Origin of the sequence: Chromohalobacter moromii (assembly GCF_023091865.1) — a bacterium.
GTDB classification, from domain to species: domain Bacteria; phylum Pseudomonadota; class Gammaproteobacteria; order Pseudomonadales; family Halomonadaceae; genus Chromohalobacter; species Chromohalobacter moromii.
In genome coordinates, this window is sequence record NZ_JAHXDI010000003.1 from 465,708 (window position 1) to 483,152 (window position 17,445).

The 17,445-nt window shown below is 64.5% G+C and carries 16 protein-coding genes; 5 read left to right on the top strand and 11 right to left on the bottom strand.

Annotation, left to right across the window (positions count from 1 at the left end; genetic code table 11):
• Positions 1-9: 9 nt before the first annotated feature.
• Together KZO83_RS12215 and fhuE are read left to right on the top strand one after the other, a co-directional pair.
• On the top strand, positions 10-870 hold the full coding sequence (locus KZO83_RS12215) for a PA4780 family RIO1-like protein kinase (protein WP_247621012.1): 861 nt from the start codon (positions 10-12) through the stop codon (positions 868-870).
• A 181-nt stretch (positions 871-1,051) separates the two neighbouring features.
• Positions 1,052-3,259 carry a ferric-rhodotorulic acid/ferric-coprogen receptor FhuE gene (gene fhuE, locus KZO83_RS12220; RefSeq protein ID WP_247621013.1) on the top strand — a complete coding sequence of 736 codons (2,208 nt, stop codon included), beginning with the start codon at positions 1,052-1,054 and terminating at the stop codon, positions 3,257-3,259.
• Positions 3,260-3,317: 58 nt separating this feature from the next.
• Here the strand turns inward: fhuE and otnI are convergent, their stop codons facing one another.
• Genes otnI through KZO83_RS12245 form a run of 5 tightly spaced genes read right to left on the bottom strand, consistent with a single transcriptional unit; the run spans position 3,318 to position 7,786 of the window.
• A complete protein-coding gene (otnI, locus tag KZO83_RS12225) occupies positions 3,318-4,106 on the bottom strand; it encodes a 2-oxo-tetronate isomerase (protein WP_247621014.1) in 789 nt (262 codons plus the stop codon).
• Positions 4,107-4,130: 24 nt separating this feature from the next.
• On the bottom strand, positions 4,131-4,790 hold the full coding sequence (gene otnC, locus KZO83_RS12230) for a 3-oxo-tetronate 4-phosphate decarboxylase (protein ID WP_246894362.1): 660 nt from the start codon (positions 4,788-4,790) through the stop codon (positions 4,131-4,133).
• Positions 4,787-6,052, bottom strand: a complete 1,266-nt coding sequence (gene otnK, locus KZO83_RS12235) for a 3-oxo-tetronate kinase (protein ID WP_336296580.1) — start codon at positions 6,050-6,052, stop codon at positions 4,787-4,789. The genes otnC and otnK overlap by 4 nt, the downstream gene beginning before the upstream one ends.
• Positions 6,053-6,054: 2 nt before the next feature.
• Positions 6,055-7,110 (bottom strand): L-threonate dehydrogenase, encoded by a 1,056-nt coding sequence (gene ltnD, locus KZO83_RS12240; protein WP_261505757.1) that lies wholly within the window; start codon positions 7,108-7,110, stop codon positions 6,055-6,057.
• A complete protein-coding gene (locus tag KZO83_RS12245) occupies positions 7,031-7,786 on the bottom strand; it encodes a FadR/GntR family transcriptional regulator (RefSeq protein WP_247621017.1) in 756 nt (251 codons plus the stop codon). The genes ltnD and KZO83_RS12245 overlap by 80 nt, the downstream gene beginning before the upstream one ends.
• 423 nt (positions 7,787-8,209) lie before the next feature.
• Between KZO83_RS12245 and KZO83_RS12250 the strand changes: the two genes are divergently transcribed.
• From KZO83_RS12250 to KZO83_RS12260, 3 genes are read left to right on the top strand one after another with little or no spacing between them, the layout of a single operon-like run.
• A complete protein-coding gene (locus KZO83_RS12250; RefSeq protein WP_247621018.1) occupies positions 8,210-9,091 on the top strand; it encodes a beta-keto acid cleavage family enzyme in 882 nt (293 codons plus the stop codon).
• Between the two features lie 17 nt (positions 9,092-9,108).
• Entirely contained in the window at positions 9,109-10,098 is a 990-nt protein-coding gene (locus KZO83_RS12255) for a 3-hydroxyacyl-CoA dehydrogenase NAD-binding domain-containing protein (protein WP_247621019.1), read from the top strand.
• Entirely contained in the window at positions 10,098-10,583 is a 486-nt protein-coding gene (locus KZO83_RS12260; protein ID WP_247621020.1) for a thioesterase family protein, read from the top strand. Before KZO83_RS12255 ends, KZO83_RS12260 begins: the two co-directional genes overlap by 1 nt.
• A 112-nt stretch (positions 10,584-10,695) precedes the next feature.
• On the opposite strand, the gene KZO83_RS12265 is transcribed toward KZO83_RS12260, so the two are convergent.
• From KZO83_RS12265 to KZO83_RS12290, 6 genes are all read right to left on the bottom strand, one after another.
• Complete coding sequence (locus tag KZO83_RS12265) at positions 10,696-11,967, bottom strand: TauD/TfdA family dioxygenase (protein WP_247621021.1); 1,272 nt, start codon at positions 11,965-11,967, stop codon at positions 10,696-10,698.
• A 92-nt stretch (positions 11,968-12,059) separates the two neighbouring features.
• Entirely contained in the window at positions 12,060-13,040 is a 981-nt protein-coding gene (locus tag KZO83_RS12270) for a GlxA family transcriptional regulator (protein WP_247621022.1), read from the bottom strand.
• A 175-nt stretch (positions 13,041-13,215) separates the two neighbouring features.
• Complete coding sequence (locus tag KZO83_RS12275; RefSeq protein ID WP_247621023.1) at positions 13,216-14,070, bottom strand: glycine betaine ABC transporter substrate-binding protein; 855 nt, start codon at positions 14,068-14,070, stop codon at positions 13,216-13,218.
• A gap of 59 nt (positions 14,071-14,129) precedes the next feature.
• On the bottom strand, positions 14,130-15,398 hold the full coding sequence (locus KZO83_RS12280; RefSeq protein ID WP_247621024.1) for a M24 family metallopeptidase: 1,269 nt from the start codon (positions 15,396-15,398) through the stop codon (positions 14,130-14,132).
• A gap of 57 nt (positions 15,399-15,455) precedes the next feature.
• Positions 15,456-16,352 (bottom strand): HalD/BesD family halogenase, encoded by an 897-nt coding sequence (locus KZO83_RS12285; protein ID WP_247621025.1) that lies wholly within the window; start codon positions 16,350-16,352, stop codon positions 15,456-15,458.
• 182 nt (positions 16,353-16,534) lie between these two features.
• Positions 16,535-17,419, bottom strand: a complete 885-nt coding sequence (locus tag KZO83_RS12290; RefSeq protein WP_246942482.1) for a LysR family transcriptional regulator — start codon at positions 17,417-17,419, stop codon at positions 16,535-16,537.
• Between the last annotated feature and the right edge of the window lie 26 nt (positions 17,420-17,445).

Sequence of the window (17,445 nt, forward strand, 5' to 3'; positions counted from 1 at the left end):
AAAGGTGATATGAAAGTCCCCAAACGACTCCAACCGCTGCTCGAAGATGGACTGATCGACGAGGTCGTCAGCCAGTTGATGAGCGGCAAGGAAGCCCAGGTCTACGTGGTGCGCTGTGGCGCAGAGCAGCGTTGCGCCAAGGTGTTCAAGGAAGCCAGTCAACGCAGCTTCAAGCAGGCCGTTCAGTATCAGGAGGGCCGCAAGGAGCGTAACAGCCGGCGTGCCCGGGCGATGGCCAAGAAGACCCGCTACGGTCAGAAAGAGCAGGAAGCGGCCTGGCTCAGCGCCGAGGTGGATGCCCTGTACCGGCTGGACGCGGCGGGGGTGCGCGTGCCTCGGCCGCATGGCTTCGTCGACGGCGTGCTGCTGATGGACCTGATCGGCGACGGCGAGGGCGGCGTCGCCCCGCGCCTGAGCGAGGTGGCGCTGAGCCCACAACAGGCGCGCGATTATCACGACCGTGTCATCGCCGACGTGGTGCGCATGTTGTGCGCCGGGCTGGTGCATGGCGATCTTTCCGAATTCAATGTGCTGGTCGACCGCGAGGGCCCGGTGATCATCGACCTGCCCCAGGCGGTCGATGCGGCGGGCAACAACAGCGCGCCGATGCTGCTGGTGCGTGACGTCGACAAGATGCGCGACTGGTTCGGGCGTTTCGAGCCGGCGCTGCTCAATACCGACTATGGCAAGGAGATCTGGGCGCTCTACGAGAGCGGCGAGCTGCATCCGGACAGCCCGCTCACCGGACACTTCGAGCCTGATATCCTCGACGTCGACGTGATGGAGCTGATGGCGGTGATCGACGATGCCCGCGAGGAAGCCGAGGAGCGCCGCGAACGTGCGCGTGACGATCTTGAGGACGACGACTGAGGTCTCGACTGCCGCAAGCACCATTTTCAGCATCGATGGCGTCTTCAGCATCGATGGCGCCAATGATGCCAATGCGAATATTTATCATAATCATTGACTCTTGAGTCGAGGGTTTCCATACTTCGCGCTTCGGAAATGCCTCATGAAAGTGACGCCCATGACGCGTCCTCAAGGGAACACAATGAACAAACCTTCCTGTCGACCGTACGAGTCGGGCCAGTCGTGCGGCCAAGTCCGCGCGCATTTTCTTCGCAGCCGCGCGTTACCGATCGCGTTGTTCTCCACCGTCTCAGTGCTTCCCTTCTCCTCGGCATGGGCACAGTCCGATGAGGCACCTGAGCTGGAGACGGTGACGGTCACAGCCGTGAACCTCTATGACAATGTCGGCTATACGCGCCGCACCACTGCGGCGGGCACGCGTTTCGAGCTGAGCCCCAAGGAGGTGCCGCAGTCGCTCAGCATCGTCACCGAGCAGCGCATCGAGGATCAGGACCTGCAGGACATCGAAGAGGTCCTCGCCAACACCACGGGCATCTCCGCCAGCCGCATCGACAGCAACCGCGTGTCGTTCTACTCGCGCGGTTTTCGCATCAACAGCTATCAATACGACGGCATTCCCACGCTCAACACGGACAGTCGCTGGTACTTCGGCGAGGGCTCCCAGAACACGGCGATCTATGATCGGGTCGAGGTGGTGCGCGGCGCCAACGGCCTGATGACGGGCGCGGGGAACCCCGGTGCCTCGGTCAATTTCGTGCGCAAGCACGCGGATAGCCGCGAGCTGACGGGGTCGGTGTCCGGCACGCTCGGCAGTTGGGACCAACGACGTGGCGTGGTCGATGTCACCACCCCGCTGACGGCGTCCGGCGATGTGCGGGCGCGGTTCGTCGGCGGCTACGACGACAGCGACTCCTATCTGGACCGCTACGCCGAGCGTGAGAAGTTCGGCTACGCGGTGATCGATGCGGACGTGACCGATCACACCACCCTGTCGGTGGGTTACGACTACCAGAACACGCATGCCTCGTCGCCGACCTGGGGCGGATTGCCGCTCTGGTACAGCGATGGCAGCGAGACGGATTACAGCCGCTCGTTCAGCGTGGCCCCGGATTGGTCCTACTACGATTTCGAAGCCAGGAAGGTATTCGCCCAGCTCGACCATCGCTTCGACAACGGTTGGGAGCTGCGCGGCACGGCGACCCACGAAGAGACCGACATGGACGGCAAGCTGGCTGCACCTTACTACGAGCCCTATTTCTCGTCCCCCGACCCCGTGACGGGACAAGGTCCATTCTTCTATACCGGCTGGAACCGAGGCGAGCGCGAGGTGGATTCGGTCGACGGCTACGCGAAGGGCCCGTTCGCGCTGTTCGGTCGCGAGCACGAGCTCGTCGTGGGCGGCAGCTACAGCGACCAGAGCAATGACTACGAGAATACGTTCATCGACGGCTTTGCCCCTGGCGATTTCAACCACTGGGATGGCACGGCACCGAACGCGGGATGGGCGGATTTCACGGCATCGGAAAGCGCGAGTACTCGCCAGCAGGCCGTCTACGGTGTCGCGCGATTCTCGCTGGCCGATCCGCTGACGCTGATCGTCGGCGCTCGCTATACCGACTGGCATGGCAGTACCTGGTCGAGCGGCCTGGGCAGCCATTCGCAGGACGAAGACGACATCACGCCGTATGGCGGCCTGGTCTACGACCTCAACGATGTCTGGTCCACCTACTTGAGCTATACCGAGATTTTCCAGCCCCAAAGCTATCGCCTGGCAGGCGGTAACGGCTATCTGGATCCCCTCGTGGGCAAGAACTACGAGACCGGCATCAAGGCCGCCTGGTTCGATGGATTGCTCAACGCCTCGTTCTCGGTGTTCCGGCTCGAGCAGGATAACGTGGCCGATATCGTCAGCACGCCCGGCTCGCTCATCACCACCGCGACGCCTGTCAGCGATGTGGTCAGCGAAGGCTTCGAGGCCGAGCTGACCGGTGCGGTGACCGACGATCTCGATATGACGGTCGGCTTTACCCACTACACGGCGACCTCCGCGGAAGGCTCGTTCAACACCGACCGCCCACGTACCCAGGCCAATCTGTTCGCCAGCTACCGCGTACCACAGTGGCGTCAGCTGACGATCGGCGGGGGTGCCAGGTGGCAGGGCGATACCTTCATCGACGATCAGGCCGCGCCCGGCGGCGGAACCCGCGATTACGAGCAGAGCAGCTACGCGGTCGCGAATGTCTTCGGGCGTTACCAGTTCACGCCGCAGCTGGCGCTACAGGTCAACGTGAAGAACCTATTCGATGAGAAGTACTACAGCTATTTCGACACCTACGGTGTCTATGGCGAACCACGACGGGTGACCTCGACGCTGACCTACGCGTTCTGAGCGTCCTGGCGGGCCCCGGCGCACGTGCCAACGCCGGCGCCTGCCAGCGTCTCGGCCTCTAGCCGGCTGGCCGTTTCCACGCCTCGAACCATCCCAGTCCCGCCCGCGTGCCGGCACGGGGCTTGTACTCACAGCCGATCCAACCCTCGAACCCGTCTGCGTCCAACTGCTGGAAAAGCCACGGATAATTCACTTCACCGGTATCGGGTTCGTGGCGCTCGGGCACGCCGGCGATCTGAAGGTGGCCGATCCCTGCGCGATGACGACGATAGGTCGTCCAGAGGTCTCCGTCCATGATCTGGGTGTGGTAGAAATCCATCTGCACCTTGACGTTGGGCTCGCCCAGTTCGGCCACGATGGCGTGTCCCTCGGCCTGATGGTTGAGGCAGTACCCCGGCATGTCGCGGGTATTGATGGGTTCGATCAGCAATTCGAGGTCGTGCTCGGCGAGGCGGCGGGCGGCATGGCGCAGGTTGTCCAGATACACCGCGCGCCATGTTTCCCGTGAAACACCCTCGGGGGCCAGCCCTGCCATGGCATGCAGACGCGGGCAGTTCAGCGCCCGGGCGTAACGAATCGCGGTTTCGACGCTGTCGCGGAATTCCGCCTCGCGCCCCGGCAGGGCGGCGATGCCGCGCTCGCCGGCGTCCCAGTCGCCCGGCGGCAGGTTGAACAGCGCCTGCTGCAAGCCATGACGCTTCAACTCGGCGGCGATGTCATCGGCCTCGAACGCATAGGGGAACAAAAACTCGACCCCTTCGAAGCCGCAGGCGGCGGCCTCGGCGAAGCGCTCCATGAAGGGCACCTCGTTGAACATCATGGACAGGTTGGCGGCAAAGCGGGGCATGAGGAGACTCCTTTCAGAAAATGCTTACCAGTGGGCGCCGAAGGCCTGACGAAGCTCGTCGATTTCCGCTTCGCCCAAGGTGCGCACGTCGTGCTGGCGTAGCAGGAGATACAGTTTGGCGGTTTCTTCCAGCTCCTCGATGGCGTTGCGTGCCGCTTCCAGGGTCTTGCCCGCCACCACGGGGCCGTGGTTGGCCAGCAACACCGCGCCATGGGTCTTGGCATGCTCGCGTATCGCGTCGCCGAGGGCGGGGTCGCCGGGGCGATAGTAAGGAATCAGCGGCAGGCGCCCCACGCGCATGACGAAATACGGTGTGATGGGGGGCAGGCAGGAGCGTTCATCGAGGCCGTTGAGACACGAGACCGCTGCCGAGTGCGTGGCATGCAGGTGAATGATGCCGCCGGTATCGGGACGCTGATCGTAGAAGGCGCGGTGCAGGAACGACTCCTTGGTCGGTGGCGCGCCGTCGAGCAGGTTGCCGTCCCAGTCAAGTTTGGAAATCGCGGCGGGATCGAGGGCGCCGAGGCTGGCGTTGGTCGGCGTCATCAGCCAGCCGTCATCGAGCTTGGCGCTGATGTTGCCGGAGGTGCCCGGCGCCATGCCCAGTAGCCGGAAGGCGCGACCGATTTCGGCGATCTCCTCGCGCAGGCGATTCTCGGTGGTCGTGGTGCTGATGTGGCTCATGGCAACATCCCCCATGCCTTGGTCATGAAGTCCTGGGCGCCGAAGTTGCCCGACTTGAGGGTCAGGGCGAGCGGCGCCGGGGTGCCAAAGGTGGTGGTCCAGGGCACGCCGGGGTCGATGCTCGGGCCGATGCGCAAGCCTTGCACCCCAAGCGCGTTGACCACTGCGCCAGAGGTTTCGCCTCCCGCCACGAGCAAGCGTCGTACGCCATGGTGCTCGACGAGGGACTGGGCGATCTCGGCCATGGCGCGTTCGACCAGGGCCCCCGCTTCCGCGACGCCAAGGGCCTCCTGCGCCCGTCGCACGTCTTCCGGCGAGGCGCTGGCATACAGCAGTACCGGGCCACGGTCGAGATGCTCTTCGGCCAGCGCGAGCGCCGCCGCGATGACCCCTTCGAAATCATCGGCCAGGGCCAAGGCGTCGAGGTGATAGCTCGGATAGTGCTCGCGGCCATGCTCGAGCTGCGCCAGGGTGGCGCGCGAACAGCTGCCGCTCAAGATCGCTTCTCGCCCGGCGATAGCGGGTAATGCATCGGCTTGTCCCGCCGCAGGCAATCGGTCGGCCAGGTTGGCGGGCAAACCCAGGGCCAGCCCGGAGCCGGCGGTCACCAGGGGCAAATGACGGCAGGCGCGTGCCAGCGTATGCAAATGCTGGGTGTCGATGGCGTCGCAAATGGCGATGCCCACGCCCGCCGCGCGCAGCGTCTGGATGCGGGCCTCGACGGCCTCAGCTCCCTCGCTGAGCGTGGCGTAGTCGATCAGGTCGACCCGCTGGTGCGTCTGGGCGCCGAGAACGCGCACCAGATTGGCATCCGTCATGGGCGTCAGGGGATGATCCTGCATGCCGCTTTCGTTGAGCGGCACGCCCCCCGCGAACAGGTAGCCGTTGTAGACGGTGCGCTGGTTGGCGGGCAGTGCCGGGCAGGCCACGGTGAAGTCGGTGTCCAGTGCCGTCATCAGCGCGTCGGTCACCGGCCCGATGTTGCCTGCGGGCGTGGAGTCGAACGTCGAGCAGTACTTGAAGTAGAACTGCTCACAGCCCTGGGCCTGCAACCACGCCAACGCCTCGAGAGACTGCGCCACGGCCTCGTCGGCGGGCAGGGTGCGCGACTTGAGGGCGACGACCACGGCCTCGACGTCATCGTCCAGCGCCGTCGTGGGGACGCCGATGGTCTGCAGCGTGCGCATGCCGGCACTGACCAGCATGCTCGCCACGTCCGTGGCGCCGGTGAAATCGTCGGCAATGCATCCGATGATGGGCATCGTCATTCCTCCTCCCCTGTGTCGGCATCGTTGGCCGCGTGAGACGGCAACCCGAAGCCTGGAAACGTCTTGATCACGGCGGCGTCATCGTCGCCGCCATGGCCCTGGGCCGAGGCTTGGGTAAACATGGTGAGCGCTTGACTGGTCAGCGGCAGGGGAAACTTGTCGCGGTGAGCGGTATCGTGAACCAGGCCCAGATCCTTGACGAAGATATCCACCGCCGAGCGCGGCGTGTAATCGTCCTCGAGAATGTGCGGCACGCGATTCTCGAACATCCATGAATTGCCGGCGCTCTGGGTGATGACCTCATACAGCACCTGTGGGTCGCAGCCGCCGCGTATGCCATAGGCCATGGCCTCGGCGGCAGCGGCGATGTGCACCCCCGCCAACAGCTGGTTGACCAGTTTGACCTGCGACCCCTGTCCCATCGCGTCGCCAAGGCGGAAGACCTTGGCGGCGAGGGCATCGAGGACCTCCTCGACGCTGTCGAAAACATCGGCCGGTCCCGAGGCCATGATCGTCAGCGCGCCTTGCGCGGCCTTGGCGGCACCACCGGAAATCGGCGCATCGAGCAGATGCAGGCCCCGGGTGGCGAGCTCATCGCCCAGGGCGACCACGGCCTCCGGCGCGCAGGTGGCGCATGAGACGATGACGCTGCCGGGCGCCAGGCCGTCGGCGATGCCCTGGGGGCCGAACAGGACCTCGCGGGTCTGTTCGGCGTTGACGACCACGCTGATGACGACATCGACGTGAGCGGCCATCTCGGCGGGCGTGGCGACCGCTCGGCCACCGTGCGCGTCGAATGCTTGCCTGGCGTCGGGTCGCAGGTCGCATCCCCAGGTCGTGAAGCCGGCATCGGCCAATGAGGTCGCCATGCCCATTCCCATCGACCCCAGGCCGATGATCCCCACCCGCGCGCGTTGTGCTTGTGTCATCTCGCGTTCCTTGTCTGTGGTTCTTTGATGAAACGGTCGTTGGTCAGACCGGCGTGTCGGTTGCGGTGTCCCCGAGACGTTCCAGCAGATCCGTCGGCGCCTGTCGCAGGCGCCACTCGGCATGCTCGAGGTGGCGCGCGGCGGCCTGGGCGGCGGCGTCTTCATCGCCCTGGTCGATGGCATCGACGATCGCTTGATGCTCTTCGATGACCTGCGCCATGAACGTTTCGCGTAGCGACTCATTGGTTCGCGTCACGGTAATGGCGTGATGCAGGAAGCGATTGTAGAAGTCGATGATTGCCGTGAAGTGCGTGTTGTTCGACGCCTCGGCGATGGCGCGGTGAAAGGCCATGTCCTGATCGACACCATCGGCACCGATTTCGACGGCCTCGTCGATATCGGCCATGGCATTACGGATTCGGCGCAATTGGGACGGCGTGCGGCGCTGCGCCGCCAGACGCGCCGCCTCGACCTCCAGGGCCCGGCGCAGTTCGAGAAGACGGATGACCGATTGCAGCGATGGGTCGGGAATCGCCAGGCGCAGTGCCACGGTGGGCACCTCGGCGACGAAGCTGCCGCTGCCGCGACGCGATGTCACCAGGCCGGCGTTACGCAGCATGGAAATGGCCTCGCGCACCACCGAACGGCTGATGCCATAGCGTTCGCCGAGCGCGGCCTCGGTGGGCAAACGCTCCCCGGGGCGCATGTCGCCGGTATGGATGGCGTGCGTCAGCTGCCGTGCGACCTGCTCCGAGAGTTGGGTGCCACGGGTCGGCTGGGTCTCTGGGTTCGTGATCACCGCTATTCCTTCTCCTTCGTTCGTCGCCGCCAGGCGTGGTGCGGGCCCCGCATCGATGGTGCGGGACGTCTCCGACTAATGGCGGTGTTGCCCCAATGGATTTGTCAGACAACATTATAAATAGTGTGGTGACGACACAATACGTCTTTGGACCAACGTCGCACTGCCAGTGGAGATTCATGCGAAGTGACGCTTCGCTCGACCGGGAGAAGTGCATGCAAGTCATTGTGGAGGTTGCGGTTTATTGGCTTCGCAATGATGTAGAGCCCGAGCGTGGATCATCCAAGACTGTTGGTGGCTGAGACGTGCTGACGTAACACGCCAACCGCATGACGTTTCATGGCAATCCCTTTTCCGCCGGACTTTCGATAATGAGAGCGTTCGACGGCATCGCGCCGCCATTTAGACGCTCAGGAAGACATCATGAATCGAAACGTCATTCTTACCTGCGCCATCACCGGTGCCGGTGATACGGCCGACAAGCATCCCGATCTGCCCATCACGCCCAAGCAGATCGCCGACAGTGCCATCGAGGCCACGCGCGCCGGGGCGAGCATCGTGCACTTGCACGTGCGCGATCCGGAAACCGGTGGCGTGAGCCATTCCACCGAGTACTTCCGTGAGGCGGTGGGGCGCATCCGCGAGGCGGATGTGGATGCGGTCATCAACATCACCGCGGGCGGCGGGGGCGATCTGTTCCCCGAGGTTCGCGACGGTGTCATCCATGGTCTCGAAGGCACCGACCTGCAGACGCCGGCGGAGCGCCATGAGCCGGTCGGCGAGCTGTTGCCGGAAATCTGCACCCTGGATTGCGGCAGTCTCAACTTCGGCGACATGGTCTATCTCAATACCGCCGACTGGCTGCGTGAGCATGCCCGGCTGGTCAAGAACGCCGGCGTCAAACCCGAACTGGAGTGCTTCGATCTGGGGCATGTGTGGTTCGCGCGCCAGTTGATCGAGGAAGGCCTGATCGAAGGCGATCCGCTGTTTCAACTGTGTCTGGGCATCCCCTGGGGCGCCGAGGCGGACACCGAGACCATGCTGGCGATGCGCAACAAGCTGCCCGCCAACGCTCATTGGTCGGCGTTCGGCATCGGGCGTAGCGAGATGCCGATGGTCGCGCAATCGATGCTACTCGGCGGTCACGTGCGGGTCGGCCTCGAGGACAATCTTTACCTCAGCCGCGGCGTGTTCGCCACCAATGCTCAACTGGTGGAACGCGCCGCGACGATTGCCGAGAACCTGGGAGGCCGCGTGCAGACGCCGGCCGAAACACGTCAGACGCTCGATCTGCGCCAGCCGTGAGCGACAAGGAGAACATGATGTCTCGACAAGACACGGCCGCAGCGGCCGATGTGCCCGCGCGGGTCGCGGTCATCGGCACCGGCGTGATCGGCAATGGCTGGATCGTGCGAGCCCTGGCGGCGGGCTGCGATGTGGTGGCCTTCGACCCGGCCCCCGGTGCCGAGGCGACGACGCGCGCCTTCGTGGAACGGGTTTGGGATTCGGTGGCGACGATGGGGCTCGCCGACACGGCGGACCCGAGCCGGCTGCGTTTCGCGGCCTCGGCTAGCGAGGCCGTCGAGGAGGCCGACCTGGTCCAGGAAAACGTGCCGGAGCGGCTCGAGATCAAGCATCGCGTCCTGGCGGAGTTGGATGCATATGCCCCCGAGGGCGTGGTGATCGGCTCCTCGACGTCCGGCATCAAGCCCAGCGAGCTGCAATCGGCCTGCACGCGCGACCCCGGTCGCGTCATCGTCGCGCACCCGTTCAACCCGGTGTACCTGCTGCCGCTGGTCGAGCTGGTGGGCGGCGAGCACACCGCGCCGGTCGTCACCGAGCGCGCCCGGGCTCAATATGCCGCGCTGGGCATGCGGCCGCTGGTGGTGCGTCGCGAAATCGAGGGCCATGTGGCCGACCGTCTGATGGAGGCGCTGTGGCGCGAGGCGCTGCACCTGGTCAACGACGGTGTCGCCACTACCGAGGAAATCGACGCCGCCGTGGTCTACGGCGCGGGGCTGCGCTGGTCGCTGATGGGCACCTTCCTGACCTTCCACCTGGCCGGGGGTGAGGGTGGCATGCGCCACATGCTGCACCAGTTCGGGCCGGCACTGAAGCTGCCGTGGACCAAGCTCGAGGCGCCGGAGCTGACCGACGAACTGATCGAGAAGGTCGCCGACGGTTGCGAGCATCAGGCCGCCGGGCGCAGCGTCGCCGAACTGGAGACGCGGCGTGACGCCTTCCTCACCGAGCTGCTGGCATTGACCCGCAAGTACTGGCCGGAAGCCGAGGGGCTTGAGGGGCGCATCTGATGAGCCGGATACCAGACAGTTCAACGTTCGGCCCCTTGCTGGAAACCCGGGTGGCCGACGCCTGGGTCGACTACAACGGCCACATGAACGATGCCGAGTACGCGCGGGTCTTCTCGCTGGCCGTCGAGGCGCTGATGGAGCGTATCGGCCTCGATGTAGCGGGGCGAGCCGAGCATGGTTACACGCTCTATACCCTGGAGACGCATCTCTGCTACTGCCAGCAAGCGCATCGTAGCGAGGCGTTGGCGGTCGAACTGACGCTACTCGATCATGATGCCAAGCGGTTGCATGTCTTTTTTACCCTGCGCAACGCTGACGGCGACCCGCTGGCGACCAGCGAGCAGATGCTGATGGGCATCGATGTCGCTAGCGGCCGACCGGGTCCGCTACCCGAACCGGTCGCGGCTGTGGTCGCCACGTTGCCCGCCGCTGGCGAAACGTGGCCGAGCGCTGCAGGGCGGCGCATCGGGATCGTACGCCGCTAACGTCGAATGGAGCGTCAAAACGCTCCATGACGTTTTCCCTCGCTGCAAAGAACCCGCCCATGGCAAGCCATGGGCGGGTTTTCGTGTTGGCAGATACTGCTGGGCGACTGGATCAGCCCTGGCCGAGTACCTCGACGCGTTGCCGGCGGTGGGCACGGCGCAACATGCGCAGCCGCGAGCGGGCTTCGTCGCGCTCGAGATAGCAGCCTTGCAGCCAGCGCCGGCCGCCCTGGCCGACATCGAAGGCGTCACGGGCATGCAGCAGGCGGCGGTTGTCGAAGATCACCAGGTCGCCGGGGGTGTAGGTGAAACGCAGCGCAAACTCGGGTTCCCGCAGCAGGCGCTGTAGTGCCATCAAGGCGGCATAGGCGGGCTCCACGTCCTCGAACGGTGCCATCAGCGGGCCGCGCAGGAAATCGGCGATGCGCACTTCGTCGAAATTGCCGTCGCCATCGAGCTTGATCATCGGTGCGTACCACACATGATCGGTGGTCCGGGCGGTGTTGGCGTAGCACCAGCGTACACGCGTGAGCGTCGCGAAGTGCTCGGGATGACGCTCGCGCAGGGCCTCGGCCACGGCGAAACCGTCCATCATCACCGCTTCACCACCAACGGTGTCGTTTTCCAGGCAATGCAGCAGCTGCAGACCGGGCTGATACTCGCGGGTCGGCAGATCGACGTGCGGTGGCAGGGCGATCGAGGTGTAGGCATTGGAGTCGGGGTCGGGCTTGGCACGCACGTCGAACAGCGTGCCGAAGTTGGTGGCACGCGGCGGGCCGATGCGCCGGGCGATGGCATCCAGGCTGCCGGGCTCGGTGGGCAGGTTGCGTAGCCGCACCAGGCCTTCGCCGATGACGGCCTCGAGGGTGCTTTCGAGGCAGACATCCGGTGCTAGAGGATCATCGTCGGTGTCCAGCCAGTCGCGCGCATCGAGGGTCGTGGGCGCGTCGCGTTCGCTGCCTTTCCATAACGTGGCAGGAGGCAGCGGGGCATCGAGTTCCGCCAAGTGGGTATAGTCGTGCGCGCGCAGCCAGCCGGGGTGAAAGCGCAAGCGGCGTTGCTCCGGGGCGAAGACGATGTCCAGCGCACCGGCGTCGTCGAGGCACGCCTCACTGATGGTGGGCCATTCATCGAGGCGTGACAGATCGAGAATACGCTCGCGGGTGGCCGGATTGACGGTACTGTCGTCGGCGGCGTTTTCGCGCAGCCAGATGCTGTGGTACCGGCTGACGCGACCGTCTTCCCAGCGCACTTCGACCTGGCGGGGCGTGTGGCTCACGTTGTGGATGGCGACCTCGACCGGCCAGGCGTCGTAATCAGGCGTCGCGGGGAGCGTGCCGCCGGGCGTATTGGCAGACGTGGCAGCAGGCGTGGAAAGGGTCATGACGGCATCCTTGGCTACAAAACGTAGCCCCAGCATGGCTTGACTCGGCGTCCATATTTACACCCCAAGCGACGGCTTCTTGCCGTCAGTCGTCATCTTGTGTCGTCAGGGTGCGGGTAGCGTGCCTGGCGCGGGCTAGTACCGAAATGCTGCTTGTAGGCCCGCGAGAAACTGGAAGCCGAGGTGAAACCGCTGGCCAGGCCAATGCTCAGAATGTCGCGGTCGGTTTCCCGCAGTAGCTGACGAGCATGTTGCAAGCGCAGGCGCAGATAGTGATCGCGTGGCCGCTCGCCCAGCTCCTGTTCGAAGAGACGCTGAAGCTGGCGCAGCGAGATACCGATGCGCGCGGCGAGACGGGCGAGTGTCAGCGGTGTCTCGAGGTGGCGCTCCATCAGGGCGACGGCCTCGATCACGCTGTGCTTGTGGGTCCCCAGGCGCTGAGTCAGATCATGACGCTGGTGGTCGTGGCGAGGCCGCATGCGAGCGTGAATCAACTGCTCGGAAACGTCAGCGGCCAGCTCATCGCCATGGCGGCGGGCGATCAGGTCTAGTGTCATGTCCATCGCGGCGGTGCCGCCGGCGCAGGAGAAGCCGCGTGGGCCGACTTCGAACAGCGACTCGACGGCGTCGATCTCGGGGAAGCGCTCGCGAAACGCCGGTAAGCTTTCCCAGTGCAGGGTGACACGCTGCCCCTCGAGCAAGCCGGCGCGGGCGAGGATCAGGCTGCCGGTGTCGATGCCGCCCAGCACACAGTCGCCTTGATGACGCTGATGCAGCCAATGCAGCAAGTGGTGGGTCAGGCGCTCCTCGGGCTCGAAGCTGGCACAGATGGCGATGCTGGGCAGTGCCGGTGCCGAGGCGAGGGTGTCGTCGGCGAGCAGGGTCATGTCGTTGCTGGCGGTGACCGAGGCGCCGTCCAGGCCGATCACGCGCCAGGTGAACAGGCGCTCTCCTGCGATGCGGTTGGCAATGCGCAGCGGCTCGATGGCAGAGAAGAATGCCATCATCGAGAAACGCGGCAATAGCAGAAAGCCGATGGGCTCGGGAAACGCCCCGGCATAATGTAGACGCATCTCTCCCCCGTGGCGGTAGCGACTCAGGCGGCGAACGGTGACGCGCCGAGGCGCGCGATGCGCTCACGATAGCAAATTCGATTGCCGAGGGCTTGCGGGTCGCGTCAGCGAGAGCAGGAAGAAAATAGGCAAGGCTTGGAGGTGGGCCGGTCCTGACGACCGGCCCGGAATGGGATCAGTCCTCGACGAGCCAGCCGTCGATGAGATCGCGATGTTCCTCGATCCACTGTTTGGCGCCTTGCGTCGGGTCGCCGACGTTTTCGATGGTCAACATGAGATCGGCCAACTGGGCGTGGCTCATGTGCCAGGCATCGAGCATCTTGGTGACTTCGGGGTGCTCCTCGCCAAAGCCCTTGGGCGACATCCACATGATGTCGTCACCGCCGCCATAGCTCTTCTTGGGATCTTTCAGCGCTTTGAGATCGTACTGCGCGTAGGCCCAGTGCGGCTGCCATAGCGTGACGGCGACGGGCTCTTCGTTGGCATAGGCTTCCTCTAGGGCCGCGAGCATGGCGGGCCCGGAGCTGTTCAACTGGCGGAACGGCAGGTCGTAACTCTCGATGGCGTTTTCGGTCTCGCCGGAGATGGCCGAGCCCGATTCGATGCCGATGATGGTCGGTTCATTCTGGTAGACGAAGCGCTCGGCGTTGTCCTTGAGGTCACTAATGCTGTCGATGTCTTCCATGTAAGCCGGCACCACCAGTTCGTCCTGGGCGCCGTCGAACCAGGCATCGTGAACGTCGATCTTGTCCTCGTAGGGCTTGATGTACTGGGCGTCGCCATGCGGCAGCCAGACTTCCAACGAGATATCCAGATCGCCCTGCGCCAGTCCGCTGAAGAGCACGCTTTTGCCGGTAGTCGTCAGGTTGACGTCGTAGCCTTGCTCTTCGAGCAATTGCTGCCACATGTGCGAGACGGCGATGTTTTCCGACCAGTTGTTGGTGCCGATGGTCAGCGTGTCGCTGGCCGAGGCGGTCATCGAGATACCGGCCAGGCCACAGGCGACGAAAAGGGAAGTCAACGGTTTCATACGCGTCCTTTTTGTGTGGGTGAATCGAAAGGGATGAGAAAGGGTGCTGCGCTATGGCGTCATTCTGCCATCAGCGTGTCGGAATAGCCGTAGGTCGAGAGGCGTTCGATGCCATCTTCGGTGATTAGCACCTGTTCTTCCAACTTGACGCCCTCGGTGCCGTCACGGTGGCCGATATAAGCCTCGACGCAGAGCGTCATACCGGGCTCGATGGCGCCGTCGTAGCCGACGTCGTCCCAATCCATGTCGTGGGCGATCAATGGCCATTCGCCGGTCATGCCGCAGCCATGGACGATGTCCAAGTAGCGATTTTCACGATAGCCGTCGGGGATCGGCCACGCTTGTTGCGAGTAGTCGCGAAAGCTCATGCCAGGGCGCAGCAAGGCGATGTTGCGCTCGAGCTGGTCGGCGGCCATGCGATAAAGCGCCTTCTGCTCGGCGTTGGGCGCGCCTGCGCCGGGCACGTGGAAGGTCCGCGAGAAGTCGGTGTAGTAGCCGAAGCAGCCGACGATGTCGGTATCGAAGGCCACTAGCTCACCCGGGGCGATGACCTTGTCCGAGCATTCCTGGAACCACGGATTGGTGCGCGCGCCGGAGCTGAGAAGCCGAGTCTCGGCGTACTCGCCGCCGGTCGCCAGCACATGCTGGTTGAAGATCGACCACAGCTCGTTTTCGCTCATGCCGGGGCGAATGGCGGCTTCCATGCGCGTCATCGCGGCTTCGGTCAGGGTCACGGAGCGGTGGATGAGCGCCAGCTCGTCGACACTTTTGATCGACTTGGCGCCCTCGACCACGGTGGCGGCATCGGTCAGCTCGAAGCCAGCCTGGCCCAGTGCCTCGATGGCGCCGGTGGGCGCGGACTCGATGCCCAGGCGTTGCCCCTGGGTATGCGAACGCTCGAATAGACCGCGGATGTCGTCGACGAAGGCCTGGGTATGCGCCGCGCAGCGCGGGCCGCTGTATTGCGGCATCACCGCGCGGGCGGGATGCACCTCGTCGAGCAATTCGGCGTTGGCCGCCAGGTGCAGGCAGGCGCTGAACTCAAACAGCACCACCGGGCCGTCCGCCGCGACGTAGAGGTAGCGCGCCGGGTTGCGCTGCGAGTAAACCTGCATGTTGCGCACGCCGCAGGCATAGCGAATGTTGATGGGATCGAACAGGATCACCGCGTCCAGTTCGTGATGCTTCATCTGCTGGCGCAGGCGTTGCAGCCGGTAGCGCTCGACGCGCGAGAGCAGCGCGGCGTCGAGCGTGACGTGACGGAAGCCGCCGTCGGTGTAGGGGCCGCCCGTGGGGACGGACCCGGCGAGTGATACGATATCGCCCATTGAAAGGCATCCTTGTAAAGAGTGAACGAGACGCTTGGTGACGTACGCGAGGCGGTGTTAGCCCATGAGCGCGTCGTGACGGCGCTGATTGTCAGCATCGATGTGTTGCTGGGTGACGCGACCGTAGATGCGCCGGGTGTGCTCCAGGCTACCCATCATGTCGGGCGTCTTGGCGTAGCCGAGCAGGGTGCACAGACGCTGCCCCTTGGCGGCGGCGACGCGGTGCATGGAGTAGCGCCCCTTGAAGAGCTGCAGGTCACCGGTGTTGAGCGTCAGCGATTCGACGTCGGTGTGGTCGCCCTCGAGCACGCGTTTCACGGCCGCGAAGTTCTCCTCGCCGGGACGGCGGATGCTGGGCGCGTATTGGAATTCGCCGCCTTCGCTGGGGCGCCGCGTCATCAGGCTGACGATGAATTCGTTGGTATCGAAGTGCCAGGGCAGCTCGGTGTCGTCGGGCATCACGTTGATGACCAGCCCCGCGATGGGGTCGGCGAACTCGTAAATCACCGGCTCTTCGAGGCAATCGGCGACGAAGCGTTGAAAGTCGGGGTCGCGATAGAGCTGCTGGACGATGGCGTCCTCGGGGATCAGGTCGCGCGCCACGAAGCCGTTGGTGTAGTGCTGAAAGAAGCGAGCGGGGTGATCCTCGGGCAGCGACGGATCGTCCGGCGTGACGTAGGGATTGACGTTGTTGTCCGAGTAGAACGCCTTGGGTGCCAGGGCCTCGCTTTCCTCGCGCAGCGGCTCGATGAGGTCCTCGCGGATGAACTTCGACAACAGGGCGCAGCCGTCGGTGCGCAGTTGATCGCGCACACCCTCGACAGTGGCCCGGTAGGCGTCGCTATCGCGCTCCAGGATCGGATAACGTTCGAGGTCGATGAAACGCGCCAGGGGATGATGCTCGGCGGTGACGTCCTGTGCGGTAGTTTGAGTTGCGAGCGTGGCCTGTGACATGAGATCGCCCTCCTGTGCGGTCGTTGATCGGGACTCGTTGGTTGGGAGCCGATGATTGGGAGTCCTTGATAAGGAGTAGCGATACGGTAAAAGGAGGGAGGGCGTGAAACTAATGAGAATGTCCGGCCATCTGCGACGAGATTCTTATCGATCGCGTGCGTTGTAGCAGATGGCGTCTTGTCTCAGTCGTCGGTGCGGTAGAGATGACGCAGTGTGGCGGCCATCGACTCGGCAGCGGCGGTGATGTGGGGCGTCTGCGTATAGGCCAGATACCAAGGGATGCGTGGCAGCTCGCCAGCCAGAGGGCGCATGACGACGTGCCCTGCCTGATGGGCGTCTCGCGCGGCCCAGCGCGAGAGAATGCTCACGCCCTTGCCGGCGGCGACGAGTTCCAGGATCAAGGCCACCGACTCGATCTGTACCATGTGCGAAGGATAGACGCCGGCCGGCTGGAAGAAATGCTCAAATTCATGGCCGGATTCGGGCGTGATGCTGTAGGTGAAATGTCGACCCCGATCGAAAACCTCGGCGGGAACCGCATCGCTCTGTGCATAAGGATGCTCGGGCGGCAAAACGGCCACCAGCGGTTCCTCGAACAATAGCTGATGAGCGATGCCGCGCTGCGAGGGCACCTCGATCATGCAGATCATGTCGACCCGGTTGGCGAGTAGCGCCGTGGTCATGTCCGCCATGGGCAGGCGGACCAGATCGATGTCGCGCGCATGCTGGTCATAAAGATGTGGAATTGCCCGCGAGAAGGTGTCGTAAGGGCCGATGCCCAGGCGCAAGGCGGGTTCGGCCCGGCGTGCCAATTGCCACGCCTCGAGCTCGGCACTACGCAGGCGGGGTAGCACGTCGTGCGCGGTATCGAGCAGCCGCTCGCCCGAGGCGGAAAGCGTCAGTCGGCGTCCTTCGCGATGGAACAGCGCGACGCCCAGGCGGCGCTCCATCTCTCGAATGCGATGCGTCGCCGCGGGCTGGGTGATGCCGATAGCGGCGGCGGCGTCGTGCACCGTGCCGTGGGTCGCGATGGCGTCGATCAATACGTAATACTTGATATCCAGCATAGGACTCACGAGGCTCTTGATGGATG

Bases quoted from the DNA above. Each gene is read 5' to 3' on its own strand.
- otnK (WP_336296580.1), bottom strand. From the start codon at position 6,052: ATGCCCATCATCGGATGCATTGCCGACGATTTCACCGGCGCCACGGAC.
- KZO83_RS12275 (WP_247621023.1), bottom strand. From the start codon at position 14,070: ATGAAACCGTTGACTTCCCTTTTCGTCGCCTGTGGCCTGGCCGGTATC.
- KZO83_RS12215 (WP_247621012.1), top strand. From the start codon at position 10: ATGAAAGTCCCCAAACGACTCCAACCGCTGCTCGAAGATGGACTGATC.
- ltnD (WP_261505757.1), bottom strand. From the start codon at position 7,110: ATGCCGAGTGGCGCCTGCGACAGGCGCCGACGGATCTGCTGGAACGTC.
- otnI (WP_247621014.1), bottom strand. From the start codon at position 4,106: ATGCCCCGCTTTGCCGCCAACCTGTCCATGATGTTCAACGAGGTGCCC.
- KZO83_RS12255 (WP_247621019.1), top strand. From the start codon at position 9,109: ATGTCTCGACAAGACACGGCCGCAGCGGCCGATGTGCCCGCGCGGGTC.
- KZO83_RS12270 (WP_247621022.1), bottom strand. From the start codon at position 13,040: ATGCGTCTACATTATGCCGGGGCGTTTCCCGAGCCCATCGGCTTTCTG.
- KZO83_RS12285 (WP_247621025.1), bottom strand. From the start codon at position 16,352: ATGTCACAGGCCACGCTCGCAACTCAAACTACCGCACAGGACGTCACC.
- KZO83_RS12290 (WP_246942482.1), bottom strand. From the start codon at position 17,419: ATGCTGGATATCAAGTATTACGTATTGATCGACGCCATCGCGACCCAC.
- KZO83_RS12250 (WP_247621018.1), top strand. From the start codon at position 8,210: ATGAATCGAAACGTCATTCTTACCTGCGCCATCACCGGTGCCGGTGAT.
- KZO83_RS12260 (WP_247621020.1), top strand. From the start codon at position 10,098: ATGAGCCGGATACCAGACAGTTCAACGTTCGGCCCCTTGCTGGAAACC.
- KZO83_RS12265 (WP_247621021.1), bottom strand. From the start codon at position 11,967: ATGACCCTTTCCACGCCTGCTGCCACGTCTGCCAATACGCCCGGCGGC.
- fhuE (WP_247621013.1), top strand. From the start codon at position 1,052: ATGAACAAACCTTCCTGTCGACCGTACGAGTCGGGCCAGTCGTGCGGC.
- otnC (WP_246894362.1), bottom strand. From the start codon at position 4,790: ATGAGCCACATCAGCACCACGACCACCGAGAATCGCCTGCGCGAGGAG.
- KZO83_RS12280 (WP_247621024.1), bottom strand. From the start codon at position 15,398: ATGGGCGATATCGTATCACTCGCCGGGTCCGTCCCCACGGGCGGCCCC.